This window comes from Flavobacterium sp. HSC-61S13 (assembly GCF_024171535.1).
Lineage (GTDB): Bacteria > Bacteroidota > Bacteroidia > Flavobacteriales > Flavobacteriaceae > Flavobacterium.
The window spans coordinates 308,388-326,455 of the sequence record NZ_JALJZV010000003.1 but is presented as its reverse complement, the minus strand read 5'-3'; the positions used below and the strand labels follow the sequence as shown (position 1 = coordinate 326,455).

General features: G+C 38.2%; 15 protein-coding genes. 8 read left to right on the top strand and 7 right to left on the bottom strand.

What is annotated here, in order from left to right; translation table 11 throughout:
• Window positions 1-13 precede the first annotated feature (13 nt).
• The 4 genes from L1275_RS04905 to L1275_RS04890 all read right to left on the bottom strand — a co-directional run bounded on the left by L1275_RS04905 (window position 14) and on the right by L1275_RS04890 (window position 6,840).
• Window positions 14-1,801, bottom strand: a complete 1,788-nt coding sequence (locus L1275_RS04905) for a hypothetical protein (RefSeq protein WP_253470403.1) — start codon at window positions 1,799-1,801, stop codon at window positions 14-16.
• 787 nt (window positions 1,802-2,588) lie between these two features.
• Window positions 2,589-3,311: a DNA repair protein RecO gene (recO, locus tag L1275_RS04900; protein WP_253470401.1), complete on the bottom strand. Its 723-nt coding sequence runs from the start codon at window positions 3,309-3,311 to the stop codon at window positions 2,589-2,591.
• On the bottom strand, window positions 3,311-5,620 hold the full coding sequence (locus L1275_RS04895; protein ID WP_253470399.1) for a two-component regulator propeller domain-containing protein: 2,310 nt from the start codon (window positions 5,618-5,620) through the stop codon (window positions 3,311-3,313). The genes recO and L1275_RS04895 overlap by 1 nt, the downstream gene beginning before the upstream one ends.
• Before the next feature lie 77 nt (window positions 5,621-5,697).
• Window positions 5,698-6,840: a cystathionine gamma-synthase gene (locus L1275_RS04890; RefSeq protein ID WP_253470397.1), complete on the bottom strand. Its 1,143-nt coding sequence runs from the start codon at window positions 6,838-6,840 to the stop codon at window positions 5,698-5,700.
• A gap of 252 nt (window positions 6,841-7,092) precedes the next feature.
• On the opposite strand from L1275_RS04890, the gene L1275_RS04885 reads away from it, so the two are divergent.
• The 8 genes from L1275_RS04885 (at window position 7,093) to L1275_RS04850 (ending at window position 15,426) form a co-directional block, all read left to right on the top strand.
• Entirely contained in the window at window positions 7,093-7,848 is a 756-nt protein-coding gene (locus L1275_RS04885; protein WP_253470395.1) for a DUF3298 and DUF4163 domain-containing protein, read from the top strand.
• A gap of 67 nt (window positions 7,849-7,915) precedes the next feature.
• Window positions 7,916-9,370, top strand: coding sequence for an oligosaccharide flippase family protein (locus tag L1275_RS04880; protein ID WP_253470394.1), 1,455 nt, complete (start codon window positions 7,916-7,918; stop codon window positions 9,368-9,370).
• A 149-nt stretch (window positions 9,371-9,519) separates the two neighbouring features.
• Window positions 9,520-9,957: a dUTP diphosphatase gene (gene dut, locus L1275_RS04875; protein WP_253470392.1), complete on the top strand. Its 438-nt coding sequence runs from the start codon at window positions 9,520-9,522 to the stop codon at window positions 9,955-9,957.
• Between the two features lie 23 nt (window positions 9,958-9,980).
• Entirely contained in the window at window positions 9,981-10,991 is a 1,011-nt protein-coding gene (locus L1275_RS04870) for a sugar phosphate nucleotidyltransferase (protein WP_253470390.1), read from the top strand.
• A gap of 180 nt (window positions 10,992-11,171) precedes the next feature.
• On the top strand, window positions 11,172-11,951 hold the full coding sequence (locus L1275_RS04865; protein WP_253470388.1) for a DUF4292 domain-containing protein: 780 nt from the start codon (window positions 11,172-11,174) through the stop codon (window positions 11,949-11,951).
• An 18-nt stretch (window positions 11,952-11,969) separates the two neighbouring features.
• Window positions 11,970-13,235, top strand: a complete 1,266-nt coding sequence (locus L1275_RS04860; protein ID WP_253470387.1) for a murein hydrolase activator EnvC — start codon at window positions 11,970-11,972, stop codon at window positions 13,233-13,235.
• A gap of 20 nt (window positions 13,236-13,255) precedes the next feature.
• Window positions 13,256-13,789, top strand: coding sequence for a 3-hydroxyanthranilate 3,4-dioxygenase (locus tag L1275_RS04855; protein WP_253470385.1), 534 nt, complete (start codon window positions 13,256-13,258; stop codon window positions 13,787-13,789).
• A gap of 89 nt (window positions 13,790-13,878) precedes the next feature.
• A complete protein-coding gene (locus L1275_RS04850) occupies window positions 13,879-15,426 on the top strand; it encodes an aldehyde dehydrogenase family protein (protein ID WP_253470383.1) in 1,548 nt (515 codons plus the stop codon).
• Between the two features lie 136 nt (window positions 15,427-15,562).
• On the opposite strand, the gene L1275_RS04845 is transcribed toward L1275_RS04850, so the two are convergent.
• Genes L1275_RS04845 through L1275_RS04835 form a run of 3 tightly spaced genes read right to left on the bottom strand, consistent with a single transcriptional unit; the run spans window position 15,563 to window position 18,024 of the window.
• Complete coding sequence (locus L1275_RS04845) at window positions 15,563-16,114, bottom strand: DUF3575 domain-containing protein (protein WP_253470381.1); 552 nt, start codon at window positions 16,112-16,114, stop codon at window positions 15,563-15,565.
• A 37-nt stretch (window positions 16,115-16,151) separates the two neighbouring features.
• Window positions 16,152-16,889 carry a metallophosphoesterase family protein gene (locus L1275_RS04840; RefSeq protein ID WP_253470379.1) on the bottom strand — a complete coding sequence of 246 codons (738 nt, stop codon included), beginning with the start codon at window positions 16,887-16,889 and terminating at the stop codon, window positions 16,152-16,154.
• Window positions 16,879-18,024 (bottom strand): DUF5929 domain-containing protein, encoded by a 1,146-nt coding sequence (locus L1275_RS04835; RefSeq protein WP_253470377.1) that lies wholly within the window; start codon window positions 18,022-18,024, stop codon window positions 16,879-16,881. The genes L1275_RS04840 and L1275_RS04835 overlap by 11 nt, the downstream gene beginning before the upstream one ends.
• Window positions 18,025-18,068: the final 44 nt, after the last annotated feature.

Sequence of the window (18,068 nt, the reverse complement as noted above, 5' to 3'; positions counted from 1 at the left end):
AGCTGTAAGGCAATTATTTTACAATCAATTTTTGAATTGATGCTTTTGAATTGATAATTGGAATGATTAAATAGGTTGTTGCGCCTTGAAGTGTATAAACAAAACTGGCTTTTTCAACAACTCCCAACTCTTTACGAAGTATGAATTTTCCATCTAGGGTATAGACGTAGAAATCCACTTTCTTTGGAGAATCAAAGTCATAGGTAACTGTAAACTCTTCTCCTCTCTCTACCGGATTTGGGCTCACTACCCACTGTGATTCTATTCGTTTGTCCTGTTTCGGTTTATCGCTAACCGTAAATCCAAAATGTTCTTTTTTTCCGTATTTATCCGAAACATGTAACGTAAATGATCCTGGATAGTTCAACGTGAGTCTAGCCGAATTCGAAATCAATTTGTCGTGATAATACCATTCAAATGTCAAGTAGTTTTCCAAATTTGGTGTGGTCGCGTTTGGTGTAATCTCCAAGGGCTTGTTGTTTTCCAACAGCCAATAATCAGCGAGAGTAACTAACCTGGAATCTGGTGCATTTAAGGAAATGTGCTGTAATTTGGCTTGATGATTCTCTGCATCTACAACCGTGAAATGGTAGGTGGCAGGCGGTAATTGCTCCAAGGGATATGTTGACTCTTGACTGACAAAATAATATTCTTGTTGTGTATCAGAATCTGTTGCGGTGATGTAGAAAGGAGCCTTACCCACATCATTAACCCCTAAATAATATTTTGTATTTAAGCTTTTGTCGTCCTCAAATATTTTAAACTCAAAAGGTTTCTTCTGCTCTATAGTAAAATAATAATTCTGGCCTCTTTTAATCAGTATATCTTTAAAACTCAAACGTAGGCTATCTTGCTGTTCGTTCCGGAATACTACATCCGAGCCGCTATGCAAATAATATTCGACCTCCCTTTCTGGTTTAATGCTCCAATGTAAATCAAGATATACATTGCTATCGCCCTTATTCTGAACCAACCACCGTCTCTTATACAGACCCGATTGATCGTCAAATTTCTTTTCGCCATCGTTATCACCAACCATCACATAGGCCATATTCGGCATAGGATCCGCTACTTGACTCTTAGATTTAGCTACTATAAAAGATGTATCAATATGACTAAAACTCGCCGTTTGCTCTAAACTAAAAAAATCATCGCGCGCAATGCCAATGATGCGATGGTTGTACTTGCTATCCAATTCTTCATCCCATACCTTTCGTTCATCACTAGCCACATAATTTTCTTTTTGTACCAAAGTGATACCGTACTTCACCGCGAGATAGGTTTGTATTTTATTTCGAATCTTTCGATCATCACAAGTACTACAAACTAATACTTCATAGAGCTCCACTTCGGATACCGCTGGATTATCCAGGTACAAAATTCCGGTCTGCTCCTTGTTATAATCCTTGTTATAAAAATTAAAATTGACCAAAGCTCCAGAAGACAGCAGACCAACATCCACCGACTGACTAACAATGGATTTAATGATATCGGTATAGAAACTATGTAAATATCCTGAGTTGTATAAGGAGAATACCTTTTGCGAAGGCGTTTGTGTCTTGAGTACATAATAGACATAAGTAAACTTTGATGATTTATATTTTTTATTCAAAACGGGAAAGTCTCCCCGAAATCGAACCGGAATATAAAAATTCAAACTTGCTTTTTGTTCTTCCGAAATCCCCAAACTCTTGATCCATATATTACGATAAGAATCCTTGAATTTCCTCTGACCAAACACGTTCGTTGAGGACAAGATAAAAAGACTAAATGCGGCGGTAAAAATTAAGGAACGTATCATAACTACCTAAATTTTATTAAAAAACAATTGTATCTATCGCTAGTTGTATTTTAATAACTCCTTATTCGCAAATTGAAATGCCGTTATTTGAAAAACAACCAATTAAACTAATCTTATAAAAAACCTATTCTAGACCTCATAGTGACCATTTTATTTCATCAAGACTACTACTCATGAAAATTAAATCCGTCCTATAAATCTGTAAAGCAAGATAAATCTATATTGAAAGAAAAGCACTCAGTAATTGATTTTTAAGGATAATTCAATAATATTTTAACTAAATTTAGATACAATAAATACTTTAATTGCCTCTATAAGTCTAAAAGACACCTTAAAGTTTAAAATAAATGGAAGTACAATTAATTAATTTTTTAGAATAATTTCATCAATTATGTTATCAAATGTAAAATGACATAAATCGATGCCAGACAGCGTTTTACTAGCTGTCGTAAAATAAAAAACGAAAGATTTTAAGTTAAAACGCTTATGATTTTTTATATAAAGTGAAAAAACATTAACGGTAAAATGAGTTAGCTTTTACCTAAAAGAGTTCTTTACCAGTAAAAAACAACACTAAAAACACAGTTAATTAAATGGTTATAAAAAAAGATATTGAGAGAAGATATTCCAAATCGAAGAACTCGAATTAAATTTAAGGCAGCTAAAACCTTGTAATTCAATTAAAAACAAAAAAGGTTACAGTAACTTTTTGTAAATCCAAAATCGCAAAAAGAAACATATAAATTAAAAACTTCCAAGAGAATTGCAAGTTAAAATTAGCCGTTTCTTATTTAAAATCTGCAAAGATTTCCTTTAAAACCGCTAGTGATTTTGGTTTTCTAAAACCAGAGAGATGTAGTTCATAGTACCGCAGTAGCAACCCGAGTAGTTCGTTGCGCTCTTTGCCGTTAAATATTTTTTGATCGGACTGAAAGTTATGTTCCAGCAACCGCTTAAACAAATGGGTTTCCTCCGATTCAAAACTTCCCTTTTCAAAAAGAGCATTGAAATGCCCCGCCACGGGATTAAAGTACGGTAACTCTATGTCGGCAGAATCGGGATAAAACCCCAAATACTTCGTGACTCCCAATAATACAATCAGGTGAAAATTGGAGGCTTCCTCTTGGTGATCAAACCACAGCAGAGCCGTTTCCAGATACTCAAACAAGGGTTCGTTGGGCTCTTGTTCTTTGATCAGGTTATACAGCATCTCAGACACAAAAGTGCCCATGCTGTTTTTATAGAAATCGTTGTAAATCGTTTGGTAGGGATAAGCGAGTTTAAGTTCTTTGATATACTCCAAACCTCCTTTATTCTTGTGTTGGGCTTCGACCTCCAACAAGGTAAGTGGTCGAAAGTAAGCATTGTTTTGCGCTCCTTTTCCCTTTGAAAAAGCATTGCGGATATAGTATGATTTGACGCCGCTCAGTTGTGTAAAACAAGTGACAATCAAACTCTTTTCCTGATATTTGACCACACTGAGTACTACGGCTTTGGTTTTGATTAACATTAGCGAATGACCATGATTTTTCTTACTGTTTTTTCAGCGCCATCTTTGGAAGAAATCATTATTAAATAGACCCCTGTAGCCACTTTTTTACCCGCAAAAGAGTAGGTATTCCACAATACAGTTCCCCCCTCAGAAGTAGCTTCAAAGACCAAATTACCTTCCAAATCGGTAATTTTGACATTGGATTTATCCATCAAGCCCGATATTTTTACATCACCAGCAAACTCTGGTCGCACAGGGTTTGGATAGGCAAATACGTTGCTAAATGACGGCATAGCAGCAGTGGCCCCCCCGCGAAAAGATACCATACCGTTGTCTGTAGCGAAGAATACTTCGCCCGTTTTTCCGTCGATTTCAATATCGTTGATATTATTACTCGGCAAAGGAGAGTTCTCCTTGGTAAAGCGATATAGGGTCTTCTGTCCGTTTGGCGACACCAAAAATACTCCGGCATCTGCAAGAGCTACCCATTTGTTGTTGGCACCATCAACTTTAATTTTTGTAATACTTTGATGATAAAACAATTCTTGAGCAATGCCACCCTCCTTGATAATAATCGCGTTAGACGACAATTGACCTTCATTGAGGAAACGATCTACATTGGGTATGATCCGCAGTCCTTTATAGGTTCCAATCCACAATTGATTGTTGTTATCTAAAGCAATTGTGCGCGTATCATTATCGGGCAAATTGCCCGTTGTCGCATTGATTACCATCGTTTTTAGTCCCTTTTTTTCATTAAAGGCAATCAAACCGTGATTGTAGGATCCAATCCATTTGGTATCGTTTTTATCAACGACCGGCACACCAAAACTCGTAGCTTCTTCAGAAGGGATACTCTGATTTAAGCTGTAGGATGCCCAATCGCCATTGACCAATAGTTCTTTGATAGGAGAAGTGACCAAACTGTTGGTCATCCAAGCATTGCCACTACTATCAAAAGCGGTTCCATTGATGCGAATCGACTCGTAATCGGGTATACCCGCCACCGATTGTGGTCCTGCGGATCCACTATTTTTGTTGTTATAAAATTTAACTTCACTCGATTTTAGGTCTTGCAATTTTAAAGTGATATCCAAAAAACCCGAATGAAAAGAACTGACATAGAGATGCCCCGGTTTACGCGGATTTATTGCTGCATGTGACAAGACCATCGCACCCTCTAATTGAGATACCAGTATTCTGTCATATCCTATGGAAGGGCTATAAAGATTCATCCCATAATTGGCCAAACCGGGATTGTGGGGATTGTATTCTTTACTATATCCTCCGAAAATCATCCACAGTCCATAATCGGTACTCAAAAGAGAAAAGACCCGATTGTTAATCGGCCCGTCTGGTGATAGTGAATTGGGAAGTCGCGTTAACGATCGTTCGTATTGCAAGAGTCCTCCTGAATGAGTCCCTACATAGATATCATTTCCAACGATCACTGCCGAACTAAAACCATCGGTTTGCCCATAATTGGCGTCAATGGTGAAGGACAGATTTCCCTGTTGATTAAAGCCAAAACTGTGTGACAATGTTGTTGCTTCCAATAAACCCGCAGAGTTAACCTGCGCATCTAAAACCGGTTTTTCAAATTGGTAAAGCGGGTTGGCACTATTTTGATTGAACTTGTACAAAACCAGATCATCCTTAACCCCTGCTAACACGCCATCCCATAAAAATATGTGACCCCAATTACCATAGTCAAAAACCTCCCAATGACCGAAATCTACTAAATTTGGATCGCTCACTAAGGCTTTTTTTATTCCCTCAGCTTCTGTGGCTGCATAAATCCAATTGCCTACGACTGCCACTTGTTTAACTTTTTGATTCAATCCCAAATCACCTATAAAATAGGTGTCACCAAAAGTATTGTTGTTTAAATTTAGAACGCTGATACCATAATTGGTACTGATGTATAACTGCCCCCCATGTTCCATTAAGGCATTGATGCGCTTTTCTGTAGGCGGAATGGCGGTTTTGTTTACAATGTCATTGATACCGGTTATTTTCCCACTCGGACGATGTACAATTTGAATCGAACCGTCTTCATTACCAATAACCAATTTCTTAAACTTCTCACTATAAAAAATCGTTGTGATTTGCTGTGATTTTAATCCTTCTACTGAACTGATCGTTTCCACCTGCTGCGATGCGATATCAAAAATCAACACCGAACTGTTTGTCGCCGCATATACTTGAGTAGGTGATGCCGTAACCGCAGTTATTTGAGCATACGAAAAATACCCTCTCCACGATTGGGTTTGAGCTTGCCCAAAAAAACCGATAAACAACACACTCAGATATATAAAAAACTTCATGAAAACAGTGTTAAGATGGTAATCAGTGATCAGTAACTAGTGATCAGTGGATAGTACTGATCGCTAGTTACTAGTTGCTATTTAAAAGCTTGCTCCAAATCGAGAATCAAGTCGTCGATATCTTCAACTCCAACGCTTAGGCGAACCAAGTCATCAGTCACACCAATTTCTTTGCGTTTGTCTTCGGGAATCGAAGCATGTGTCATCAAGGCAGGATGGTTTGCTAGCGATTCAACCCCTCCTAAGGATTCTGCCAAAGTGAATACTTCTAATTTTTCCAGAAAATCAATAGCGTCTGCTTTCGCTTCTGATTTAAAAGTAAAGGATACCATACCTCCAAAACCATTTTTCATCTGTTTTTGAGCAATGGCATATTGCGGGTGATCTTCTAAGCCCGGATAAAAAACCTGAGCTACTTTCGGGTGTTTTTTTAAATATTGAGCTACTTTCATTCCATTTTCAGAATGTCTTTGAACTCTTAAATGCAGGGTTTTAATACCTCTAAGCACCAAGAAACTCTCTTGAGGCCCCAAGGTTGCGCCCGTTGCAAATTGGTAAAAATGTAATTTTTCACCGAGTTCTGCTTCTTTGGTAATTAAGGCTCCAGCGATAACATCCGAATGCCCTCCTAAATATTTAGTCGCTGAATGCATCACCACGTCTGCTCCTAAGTCCAACGGATTTTGTAAATACGGTGTAGCAAAGGTATTATCGACCACAAAAAGAATGTTTTTCTCTTTGGTGATTTGTGCGATCTGTGCGATATCTGCTAATTTCATCAAAGGATTCGTCGGTGTTTCTACCCAAACCAATTTGGTCTTATCGTTAATAACCGATTCAAACTGAGCGATATTATTCATATCAACGAAATGGAAAACAATTCCCATATCTTGATAAATTCTAGTAAACATTCTATAAGTTCCTCCGTAAAGGTCGTCCATTGCAATTACCTCATCCCCGGGTTTCAACATACGCAACACACAATCTGTTGCAGCCAAGCCCGATGAAAAAGCCAAACCACGAGCACCGTTTTCTATACTAGCCAAGGCATTTTCCAAAGCCGTTCTCGTCGGATTTGCAGCGCGGCTGTATTCATAACCCGAGTGAACTCCTGGGCTGGTTTGTGCAAAGGTGGAAGTATGATAAACCGGAGGCATCACAGCTCCTGTACTAGGATCAACTTGCTGTCCTCCATGTATGGTTTTGGTATTGAATTTCATAGTATCTATTATATTTATTATTCTCTTAAAATCAGTAATTACAACGGCCTATATGATTTTATTTATTAGATTAAACGTATTAATAAGCTAGTGTTACCGGTAAAATTATCCGATTTCATCGGCCACATTTCGCCGTGTTTTTATACAAAACACCGCAGCGCTATCCAACACATCATATAAAGACAAATATACTTTTAATTCCAAAGTAAATTGTATAAATTTGTTAATTATTAACTCTTTTTCAAACGCCTTATGAAGTTATATCCCTTATTTTTTGCGAGTTTATTTCTAATGGTTAGTTGCCAAGATAACAAGGAGTTAGTCTTTGAAAACAAAAAATTTGAACGCAGTTCAGCAAGCCCTTGTCCGGAAAATGAATGTACCAAAGCGGTGATCGATATTGCCGTGGCTACCACTCCCAATTCCGTTATTGCCGATAGCATCAATAAAACGACCCTAAACGTCATCAGCCATATCGTATCTTTTGATGAAGAGCCCAATAAGTCTACATCCTACGATCAAATCATTACTTCTTTTGTGGATTCGTATAATGCACTAAAGAAAGAATACCCAAAAGAAAGCACGCCTTGGCAAGCCGAAATCAAAGGCCGTGTCGAGTATCAAAGCCCACAGGTATTGTCTATGCACATAGAGCACTACACCTTTTCTGGAGGTGCACACGGTTATCAGGGCGTACGCGGCTTAAATTTTAATCCTGAAAACGGGCACCTTTATACTGCCGAAGAATTGATCCTCGACCAGAAAGGACTGTCTGACTTAATCGAGCAAAAACTTCGCAAACAACTGAAAATTCCAGCTGAAAAAGGCATAAACAGCACCGGTTTGATGTTTGAAGACGACCTTTTTAAATTACCCGAGACCTTTTTATTCTTTAAAGATGAATTTGTAGCCTATTACAATACCTATGAAATCGCTTCGTATGCTGATGGACCTACCAAATTGGTATTTACCTATGCAGAAGTAGCTCCCTTTTTACGTGTAAAATAAATCCATAATGCCCACAGTTTGTGCGCATTTATTGATTATTTTTGCTCACTGACTGAAACCGCTGATTTTGAGCATCTACAAAAAAATATTTAAACAGACCGCTATTTACGGTCTAGCCACCGTTTTCCCGAAGTTACTCGGTTTTTTCTTGGTGTCTTTCCATACCTCGTTTATGGCCAATAACGTCTATGGCGAATACAATATTGTATTCTCTATTATGATGTTTTTCAACGTAGTACTCGCCTTTGGTATGGAAACCGCATTTTTCAGGTTTTACAACCTTAGAGAGGACAAACAAGAGGTTGTTAACAACTCCCTGATCTACCTAAGCATCACTTCGCTGTTGTTTCTGACTTTAGGACTACTGACCAAGGATTATTGGAGCGCATACCTCAACGTCGATGCTGAGATCATCAAGTATCTTATTTGGATCTTGGTTTTAGATGCCTTGGTGATCATCCCGTTTTCAAAATTGCGTGCCAATCAACGTCCGATGTTTTATAGTGCGGTAAAAATTGGCAATGTCATCGTCAACGTCTCACTAAACATCTTTTTTCTTTACGCCCTACCCAAATTGGCCGTTGCTTATCCGGGTTCTTTTTTTGATTCCATTTATACCGAGGGACAACAAGTACAATATGTTTTCCTCGCCAATCTAATTGCCAGTGCTCTAACCCTATTGGTTTTTGCATCCGATTATTTAAAAATCAAATTTACTTTTAACAAAGATCTTTGTAAACAAATGATCCGCTATGGTTTTCCAGTAATGATTGGAGGTTTGGCATTTGCGATCAATGAAAGTTTTGACAAGATCTTATTAGGACGCCTATTGCCGCCTGAAATCGCCTTGGTTGAAGTAGGTAAATATGCTGCTTGTTACAAACTCGGCCTTTTTATGGTTTTGTTTCGTCAGGCCTATACTTTGGGAATAGAACCTTTTTTCTTTAACTACGCCAAAAACGATGATGCCCCGACCAAATATGCTACCATTACCAAATATTTTGCTATTATAGGCAGTTTGATTATGTTGTGTGTGATTGTATTTGTCGATATACTGAAGCCAATCATGATTCCCAATCCTTCCTATTGGGAAGCGATGAAAGTGGTTCCGTTGATTATTTTAGCTAATTTCTGTTTGGGCATCTATTCCAATTTATCGGTATGGTACAAGTTAAGAGACAAAACGATGATTGGAGCATATATCTCAATTTTCGGTGCGGTATTGACCATTGTTTTAAACTATGCGTTAATTCCCATTTGGAGTTATGTCGGCTCAGCAATTGCTACTTTGATTGCCTATGGAAGTATGATGTTGATTTCATACGTTTTAGGCAATCGCTATTACCCCATTCCCTACGATAAAAAAGCGATCACGGGTTATACCTTAATGGCCATCACTTTTTCAGCGATCTATTTTTATGGTTTTCGCGAAAATTATTTTGTGGGAATCGCATTTATAGCAATCTTCGTGGCCGTCTTATTTAAATATGAAGGAAAACTGTTGCGTAGCATCATTAAATAACAGCTAGGTCATTTAAATAAATCTGTAGAATACATTATATTTGTTTCCAACATCGCGGGTATTGATCAAGCCGAACGATGTTCCCATGTTATGAAGGTCGATAGACGTAGACTTAATACCGGGATTACAAGATTAAAAAATATCAAGATATGAAGACTATAAAAATCATCAACCACTCCCAACATCCCTTACCAAACTATGAAACCACTTCATCTGCTGGTATGGATTTGCGAGCGAATATCACAGAACCCATCACTTTAAAATCGTTGGAACGCGCTATAGTTCCGACTGGTTTATTTATAGAATTACCCGAAGGCTATGAAGCACAAATCCGCCCGAGAAGTGGATTGGCTGCGAAACGAGGCATCACGCTGCTCAACTCTCCTGGCACGATTGATGCTGATTACAGAGGTGAACTCGGCATTATCTTAGTAAATCTTTCGGCGGATCCCTTTACTATTGAAAACGGAGAACGCATTGCACAAATGGTTATTTCTAAATTTGAGCAAATCCAATGGGAACCCGTAACGGTCTTGTCTGAAACAGAAAGAGGCGCTGGTGGATTTGGAAGTACCGGAACGAAATAAAAAAATTGAAAAAAAGCTAAAAAATGAAAATAATAGTACCCATGGCAGGACGAGGGTCTCGTCTTCGCCCACACACCCTAACCGTACCTAAACCGCTTATACCTATTGCAGGAAAACCCATCGTACACCGATTAGTTGAGGATATAGCTAAGGTTCTAGACGGATCCATTGAAGAGATTGCCTTTATTATACACGAGAGTTTTGGAAAAAAAGTAGAAGAAGATCTGATAGCTATAGCCGAAAAACTCGGAGCCAAAGGAACGATCTACTATCAAAACGAAGCCCTAGGAACTGCACATGCTATTTTATGTGCTAAAGAAAGCATGCAAGGCCCTATAGTGGTCGCTTATGCAGACACTTTGTTCCGTGCTGATTTTACTTTAGACAAAACCGCAGACAGTGTTATTTGGGTAAAACAAGTTGCCGACCCAAGTGCTTTTGGCGTGGTGCAACTCAATGCTCAGAATGAGATTGTTGATTTTGTTGAAAAACCCAAAGAATTCGTTTCGGACTTAGCCATTATTGGTATCTACTACTTTAAAAGTGGTGAAACACTGAGAAAAGAACTCGAGTACTTGCTCGACAACAACATGACCAAAGGCGGCGAATATCAATTGACCGATGCTTTGGAAAACATGAAGCAAAAGGGAATGAGATTTGTACCAGGTAAAGTGGATGAGTGGATGGATTGCGGTAATAAAAACGTCACTGTCGACACCAACAACCGCATGTTGCAGTTTTTGCATCAAGATCAGGTCAATTTGGTGGCAAGTACGGTAAAACTGGAAAACAGTCAAATCATCGAACCTTGTTATATTGGGGAAAACGTCATCTTACGAAACAGCACCGTAGGTCCGAATGTCTCAATTGGAGATCATTCTATCATCGAACATGCGGTATTGACCAACAGTTTAATACAAACACATTCGCAAATCCGCCATGCTAATTTAGACAACGCCATGGTTGGAAATCACGCTATATACGACGGTAAACACACCCAAATCAGTATTGGAGATTATTCCGTCTTAGAATAAAAAGTGCTATAAAATCCGTTTTATTTAAATGAAACGGATTTTTTATTAGAAAATAGGAATGCTATTTGCTACTTGATTAAGAATTCAATGGCCTGCGATAGCTATTATCTAGGATTTCGACTGAAACAAACAATAGTCTACTTAGATATCCTATGAACTTAATTAAAATAATATTTCTATATGAAAAAGGTATTTGCTTTACTCCTTGTGACACTGACTTTCGGTGCTTGTAAGTCGACCAAAATAGCTGGAGATGGTGTATCAGAATCGGCTGCTTCCAGTTCAAAAACGGTACTACACATCGTAAACGGACATTATAAAAACAGTCCTGATTTTAATACAGCCAATATCCGTTCTTCGACCAGTTATAAGGGCAACGGTCAACAGTTGGGTTTTGATACCGATATTCGTATTGAAAAAGACAAGCAGATACTTATCACAGTCAAGTTTTTCACCATCACTATGGCTAAAGCTTATATTACCCAAGACAAAGTGCAGTATTACGAAAAGATGAACAGTTCGTATTTTGAAGGCGACTACAGCATGTTGAGCAAATGGTTGGGAACCGACCTCGATTTCCAAAAGGTTCAAAACTTATTGTTGGGTCATGCGATTAACGATTTAAACAAGGAAAAGCTCGTTGCTAGTTTAGAAGACGGTTTGCACAAACTCGAATCAACCAATACCAAAGGTCTGGAGTCTACGTATTATTTTGAAGACCAAGATTTGCTGTTGAAAAAAGAGGCACTTACACAACAAAAAGAAAACCGTTCGGTTACCATTTCGTATCCAAACTACCAGAAAATCCAAGACATTACGCTTCCCAGCGAAATAAATATTGATGCAGAACAAGAAAAAACCATACATTTGAACATTATTTATAACAAAGTGACATTTAACGAGAAACTGTCGTTCCCTTACAGTGTTCCAAACAATTATAAACGAATCAATATTAATTAAATTGGTAAAACAAATTCAATGCAAAGACTGATTTACATCCTATTATTTTCGCTTTTATGCCATTTTTCATGGGCTCAAACCTCTGAAAAACAACGTAATTTGGAACTTCGAAAAGAGCAAATTCTGAAAGAAATTAAAAATGTTCAGAAGATGTTATTGACCGAGAAATCCAAGGAGCGTAATGTTTTGGCCGAAATAGCCGAGCAAAATAAAAAGATCCGACTCAGTCAAGAATTGATTCAAAATACTCAACAACAGGTGCGCTTATTGACTGATAACATCTATAAAAATCAGTTACAGATCAATAAACTTCAAAAAGAACTGGGTGTATTAAAGGAGGATTATGCGAAAATGATTGCTAAATCCTATAAGAGCCGTTCTGAACAGAGTCGCATTATGTTTGTGTTGTCTTCAGAAAACTTTTTGCAGGCGTATAAACGGATACAGTACATGAAGCAATATGCTAATTTCCGAAAAAACCAAGGCGAGGAAGTCAAGGTTAAATCGACGGAATTGCAAGCTATAGTTGCTACACTCGAAGTACAAAAAGGCAAGCAACGCGTGTTATTAAACGACGCAGAACGCGAGAAAAAGGATTTGGAAAAAGACCGCTTAAAGCAAGAGGAGTTGGTTGCTTTGATCAAAAAAGATCAGAAGAAGTACAACGAACAAATCAAAAAGAAACAAGAGGAAACGCGAGCCATTGATAAACAGATACAGAAGTTAATCCGTGAAGCCATTGCCGAAGCCAATAGGAAAGCTCGAGAAGAAGCGGCCAAAGCGGCAGCCAAAGCAGGTAAAAAACCGGTAGCTCCAACCAAATCCAATACGACGACCTTTGAATTAACTCCAGAAGGTAAAATTATAGCGAATAATTTTAGAGCCAATCAGGGAAGTTTACCGTGGCCCGTTGCCAAAGGTTATATCTCTCTGCCTTATGGAGATCAGCCCCATCCGGTTCAAAGTCAATTGACCATTCACAACAGTGGATTGGAAATCAGTACAGAACCCGGTTCAGAAGCTCGTTCGGTGTTTGGAGGAGAAGTACTTCAAGTACAAGTTTTATCCGGAGGTAACAAGGCGGTTTTAATACAGCACGGAGATTATATTACCGTATACCAAAACTTAAGCTCTGTCAGCGTTAAAAAAGGCGATAAAGTCAGCATCAAACAATCGATCGGTACCATTGGTACCAATGCGACGGGTAGAGCGGTATTGAAATTTTTACTATCACATAATACAACCATACACAATCCACAAAGTTGGTTGAGCAAAAGTAACTAACGCATAGAAAAGTAATTTTTATGAGCAGTAGACAACCTTTTAATTTACACCGATGGATCGAAGAAAACCGCGATCTATTAAAACCCCCGGTGGGCAATAAGAACATCTATGTAGAATCCAAAGATTTTATAGTGATGATTGTCGGTGGTCCAAATGCTCGCAAGGATTTTCATTATAACGAATCTGAGGAGTTTTTTTATCAGCTGGAAGGCAGTATTCAAATCGATATCCAAGAAGATGGTCAACGAAAATCGATGACCTTAAACGCGGGCGATATTTATCTATTACCGGCAAAAACACCTCATAGTCCTATTCGCTCAGAGGGGTCTGTGGGCTTGGTAGTCGAGAAGATCCGAGAAGGAGCGGGACAGCGTGATGGCCTATTGTGGTACTGTGAGAACTGCAACCACTTATTACACGAAGTCTATTTTGAATTGACTAATATCGAAACGGATTTCCTACCTCATTTTGAAAATTTTTATCATTCTAAAGATCTGAGAACTTGCAAAAAATGCCAACAAGTCATGGAAGCAGACCCGAGATTTGTCAAGTAAGCCTTAGCTTAAAGTAAAGTACTCGAGTGCTTCCATATATTTTTTGTAAATTCGCTCAGAAACATAAATCAATCATTTAACCACAAATCATGGCAACAGTAACAGACCAATTTGGCATTCAGGAGGCTTTAAAACAATTAGGCCTACAGGAAATAAATAATGGAACTTCTACTGGTTCTACAACTTTTTCAAATGGAGAGATTCTTGAATCTTATTCACCGGTAACCGGAGAATTGATTGGAAAAGTAAAAACGTCGACTAAGGAGGATTATGCGACAGCAATGAAAACTGCCGAAGAGGCTTTTAAAACATGGAGAATGGTGCCTGCACCAAAACGTGGTGACATTGTTCGTCAAATCGGAATCGAATTAAGAAAATATAAAGAGCCTTTGGGTAAATTAGTATCCTTTGAAATGGGAAAAAGTTTACAAGAAGGTTTGGGTGAAGTACAAGAGATGATTGACATCTGTGACTTCGCAGTGGGTCTTTCCCGTCAATTATACGGATTAACGATGCATTCAGAGCGTCCACAACACAGAATGTATGAGCAATGGCATCCATACGGTATCGTTGGTGTAATCTCTGCCTTCAACTTCCCAGTAGCTGTATGGAGCTGGAATACGATGTTGGCTTGGGTTTGTGGAGACGTTTGTATCTGGAAACCAAGTTCAAAAACACCTTTGTGTGGTGTAGCTTGTCAAAATATCGTTTCGAAAGTATTCCAAGCTAATGATATTCCGGAAGGAGTAAGCAACTTAGTAATCGGTAACCAATGTGGAGATTTGATCAACAACGATTCTAGAATTCCTTTGGTATCCTTCACAGGATCTACTCGTATCGGGCGTCACGTATCTAAAACAGTAGCGGAACGTTTTGGAAATACCATTTTGGAATTGGGTGGTAACAATGCTATCATCGTTTCAGAACATGCTGATATCAGTATGGTATTGGTTGGAGCGGTATTCGGAGCTGTAGGAACTGCCGGACAACGTTGTACTTCAACAAGAAGATTAATCATACACGAAAGTGTTTACGATAAAACCATTCAAGTATTGCAAAGTGCCTATGCACAGTTGAAAATTGGAAATCCATTGGATACCAATAATCACGTAGGTCCGCTTATCGATAAAGGAGCGGTAAACGACTATCTTAACGCTATTGAAAAAGCCAAACAAGAAGGTGGAAAAATCATCGTTGATGGTGGTGTTCTTGAAGGAAAAGGTTATGAGAGTGGCTGTTATGTTAAACCTTGTATCATCGAAGCGAAAAACGAATTTCAAATCGTTCAAGCAGAAACTTTTGCACCGATCTTGTATGTCATGAAATACAGTACAATTGAAGAAGCAATCGACTTACAAAATGGTGTTCCTCAAGGTTTATCTTCTTCTATATTTACGAATAGCATGAGAGAGATGGAATTATTCTTATCTCAAGCGGGTTCTGACTGTGGTATTGCCAATGTAAACATCGGGACATCTGGTGCTGAAATTGGAGGTGCTTTTGGTGGAGAAAAAGAAACTGGTGGTGGTCGTGAGTCTGGCTCGGATGCTTGGAAAGCATATATGAGAAGACAAACCAATACCATTAACTACGGTACTGCACTTCCGTTAGCTCAAGGAATAAAATTCGATTTTTAATCGATCGATTTTCTAATAATAAAAAAAGGTACTGTTTTGAAAACAGTACCTTTTTTATTTATTTGAGATTCGCCTAGAGCGTACAATATTTTTACACCTTACTAGTACCTACTCTCTATTGCTTATTTATTGATCATTAAAATCTATAACCAAGAGTAACTCCTGCATTCAATTCAATTGCCATAAAACGGTCGTTCACATCTTCGCTAAAGTTTCTTCCGATGTTTGCAAACGGCTGAATGGTAAATGAGTCATTTTTAACCCATTTGTAACCAACGCCAAAACCAACGATAACACTATTCATATCCGTAGTTTCTTGAACCAACACATCGTCTCTCCATTTGTCTTCTTCAAAATCACCAAAACGGTATTTCAAAAAGGGAGTCACACTATAACCCGATCCATTTTCACCATTTGATCCTCCAAAATAAAAGTTATAAGAAGCGGCAATACTTGTGGTATTAAACTTTTTTCCTTTGCTTTTACTTTCTGGATAGTATGAAAAACGGTCATTTAAGTAAAGATCCACACCTATTGACTGATCTCTATCGATAAAGTGTTCGTATCCCACTTCTACAGAGGTCATGATAATCGTGTTTAAAATATTGTATTTGATTTCATTAACAGCCTGAGCTTGAGCCGTCAAAGACCCTCCTACTAGGAGAATTAAAAGTACTAATTTTTTCATAAGTTTTTGTTTTTGTGCAAATATACAAAACGATCTATTAAGTCGCATTTCTACCCATCTCATCTGGATAAAGTTTCGGCAAAAAATCGCTTTGCCAAAATTCTTTGGTATCCACATCCATCACAGAAATACAACCTGTAAAAGCTGCTCCAGTATCTATATTCCAAACCCCTGCTCTATGCATCGGTATGGTCGAATCAAAATGAGTCACGGGTGTATGACCGATATAGATCTCCTTATAAATTTTTAGGCGTTTTGGATAAACCAAATCCTCACGACTCAAAAGCGGATCTAATCCCAGAGCCGTTTCCCATAAGGTTCGATCCCAGCGAAAATACTCGGTGAAAAACTCGTAATCAACACCGCGTTGATTTGTGAATCCCGCGTGAATAAACAATCGATGCTGATCGTCTAAGTAAAAATCACGCAAAGCCTTAAAAAAAACGATGTGCTCGCGCTTTTTGTCTTCAGACAACCTGCTGTAGGCATTTACAGATGCTTTTCCGCCATTTCTTAACCATTGTTCACCTTGTTCGCCAGTCAACAGCCATTTGAGCAACAGCGACTCGTGATTGCCTCCCATAAAAACACACTGCTGTTTTTTCTGCAAGTTTATTAAATAATCTACCACTTCGGGTGATTGGCTCCAACCGTCAACATAGTCCCCTAAAAAAATCAATAGGTCGTCTGTGGTAATTTGAGCGCGTTCTAAAACCTGGATCAAGGCGCGATACCCGCCATGAATGTCTCCAACTACCAATATTCTATTCTTCATTAACTTCGTATTTCACTTTACGCAAGATACGCATTACTTCTTTAAAGGAGTTATATACCGTTTCATTTTCGACTGCTTTTAACAGCTCTTTAGCACGGATAAGCTCTGCTTTTGCCGACTCAAAATTATTTAAGTAACAGATCATCATCGTCTGTGGCAATTGGGTCAAATCGCGTTGATCCGATTCACTGAGTTTTTGATTTTGCCTTAATTTATTGATAAGTAATAAATTAGACTGATAAATATGACGTAACAACGTAGGGTTGTATTTAGGCGGTTCAAACAACATTTTGTTTTTCATGGTATACGAACCATTTTCATAAAAATGGAGCACCAAACGCTCAAACGGGTAATAGGTTGTGGCATCTTTTAATCCGAGCCGAATATATTCTGTGATGATAAATTCATCTTTATTGTAATCAATGGTTACCGCATCAAAAGTGGAATAGAACAATTTAATTTGCTCGTTAATCAATTCGATATCTACGCGAGAATAAAACACCTTGTCGCGTATTTTTCTAGGTTTTCCAGCCCAACAAACCACAAAATACTCCTTAAAAACATGATAGTCGGACTTCATATCCTTATGTGTAAGATTGACAAAACTCAGGACACTGTCTAAGACATGGTTTAGATTGTTTCGAGAAATCTTCTCGATACTTTCAACGATCTGCTGATTGTTGTTTGCTTGCGGTGGCATATCAGGTATCGAGTTACTACCCATCCGACTAAAGTACGTTCCGGGGGTAATGGTGTAAATTGATTTTTTGAAATGAGAAATTCCCTTCTGCGGGCGGATGGTTACTAATCCGACCACTTTATCTTGCGGCAAATCCGGGAAGGGTACATTTTCGTATTGGATTGCTGGAGGATCATCTAGAAAAGCATTGACGAGATTCTGAATTTTACTGTCGTCATAAAAATCAGTCCCGACAATTAAGTTGTCTTCATCTTCAATTCCAACGACTAAAAAAGAGTTGTTTTTGGGGTTGGAATTCGACAAAGCACAAACGTGTTTTAAGAACTTCGCCTTACCTTCTTTGCTGTGTAAATTGAGCTGTCTTTTTTTATCGTAAAAGCTATTCTCATCGTGGTGAGACAATAAATTTCTTATAAGCAATCTCTTGTTAATCACAACATTTATTTTTAATTCCTTAAAAATATAAAAAGAATTTCATA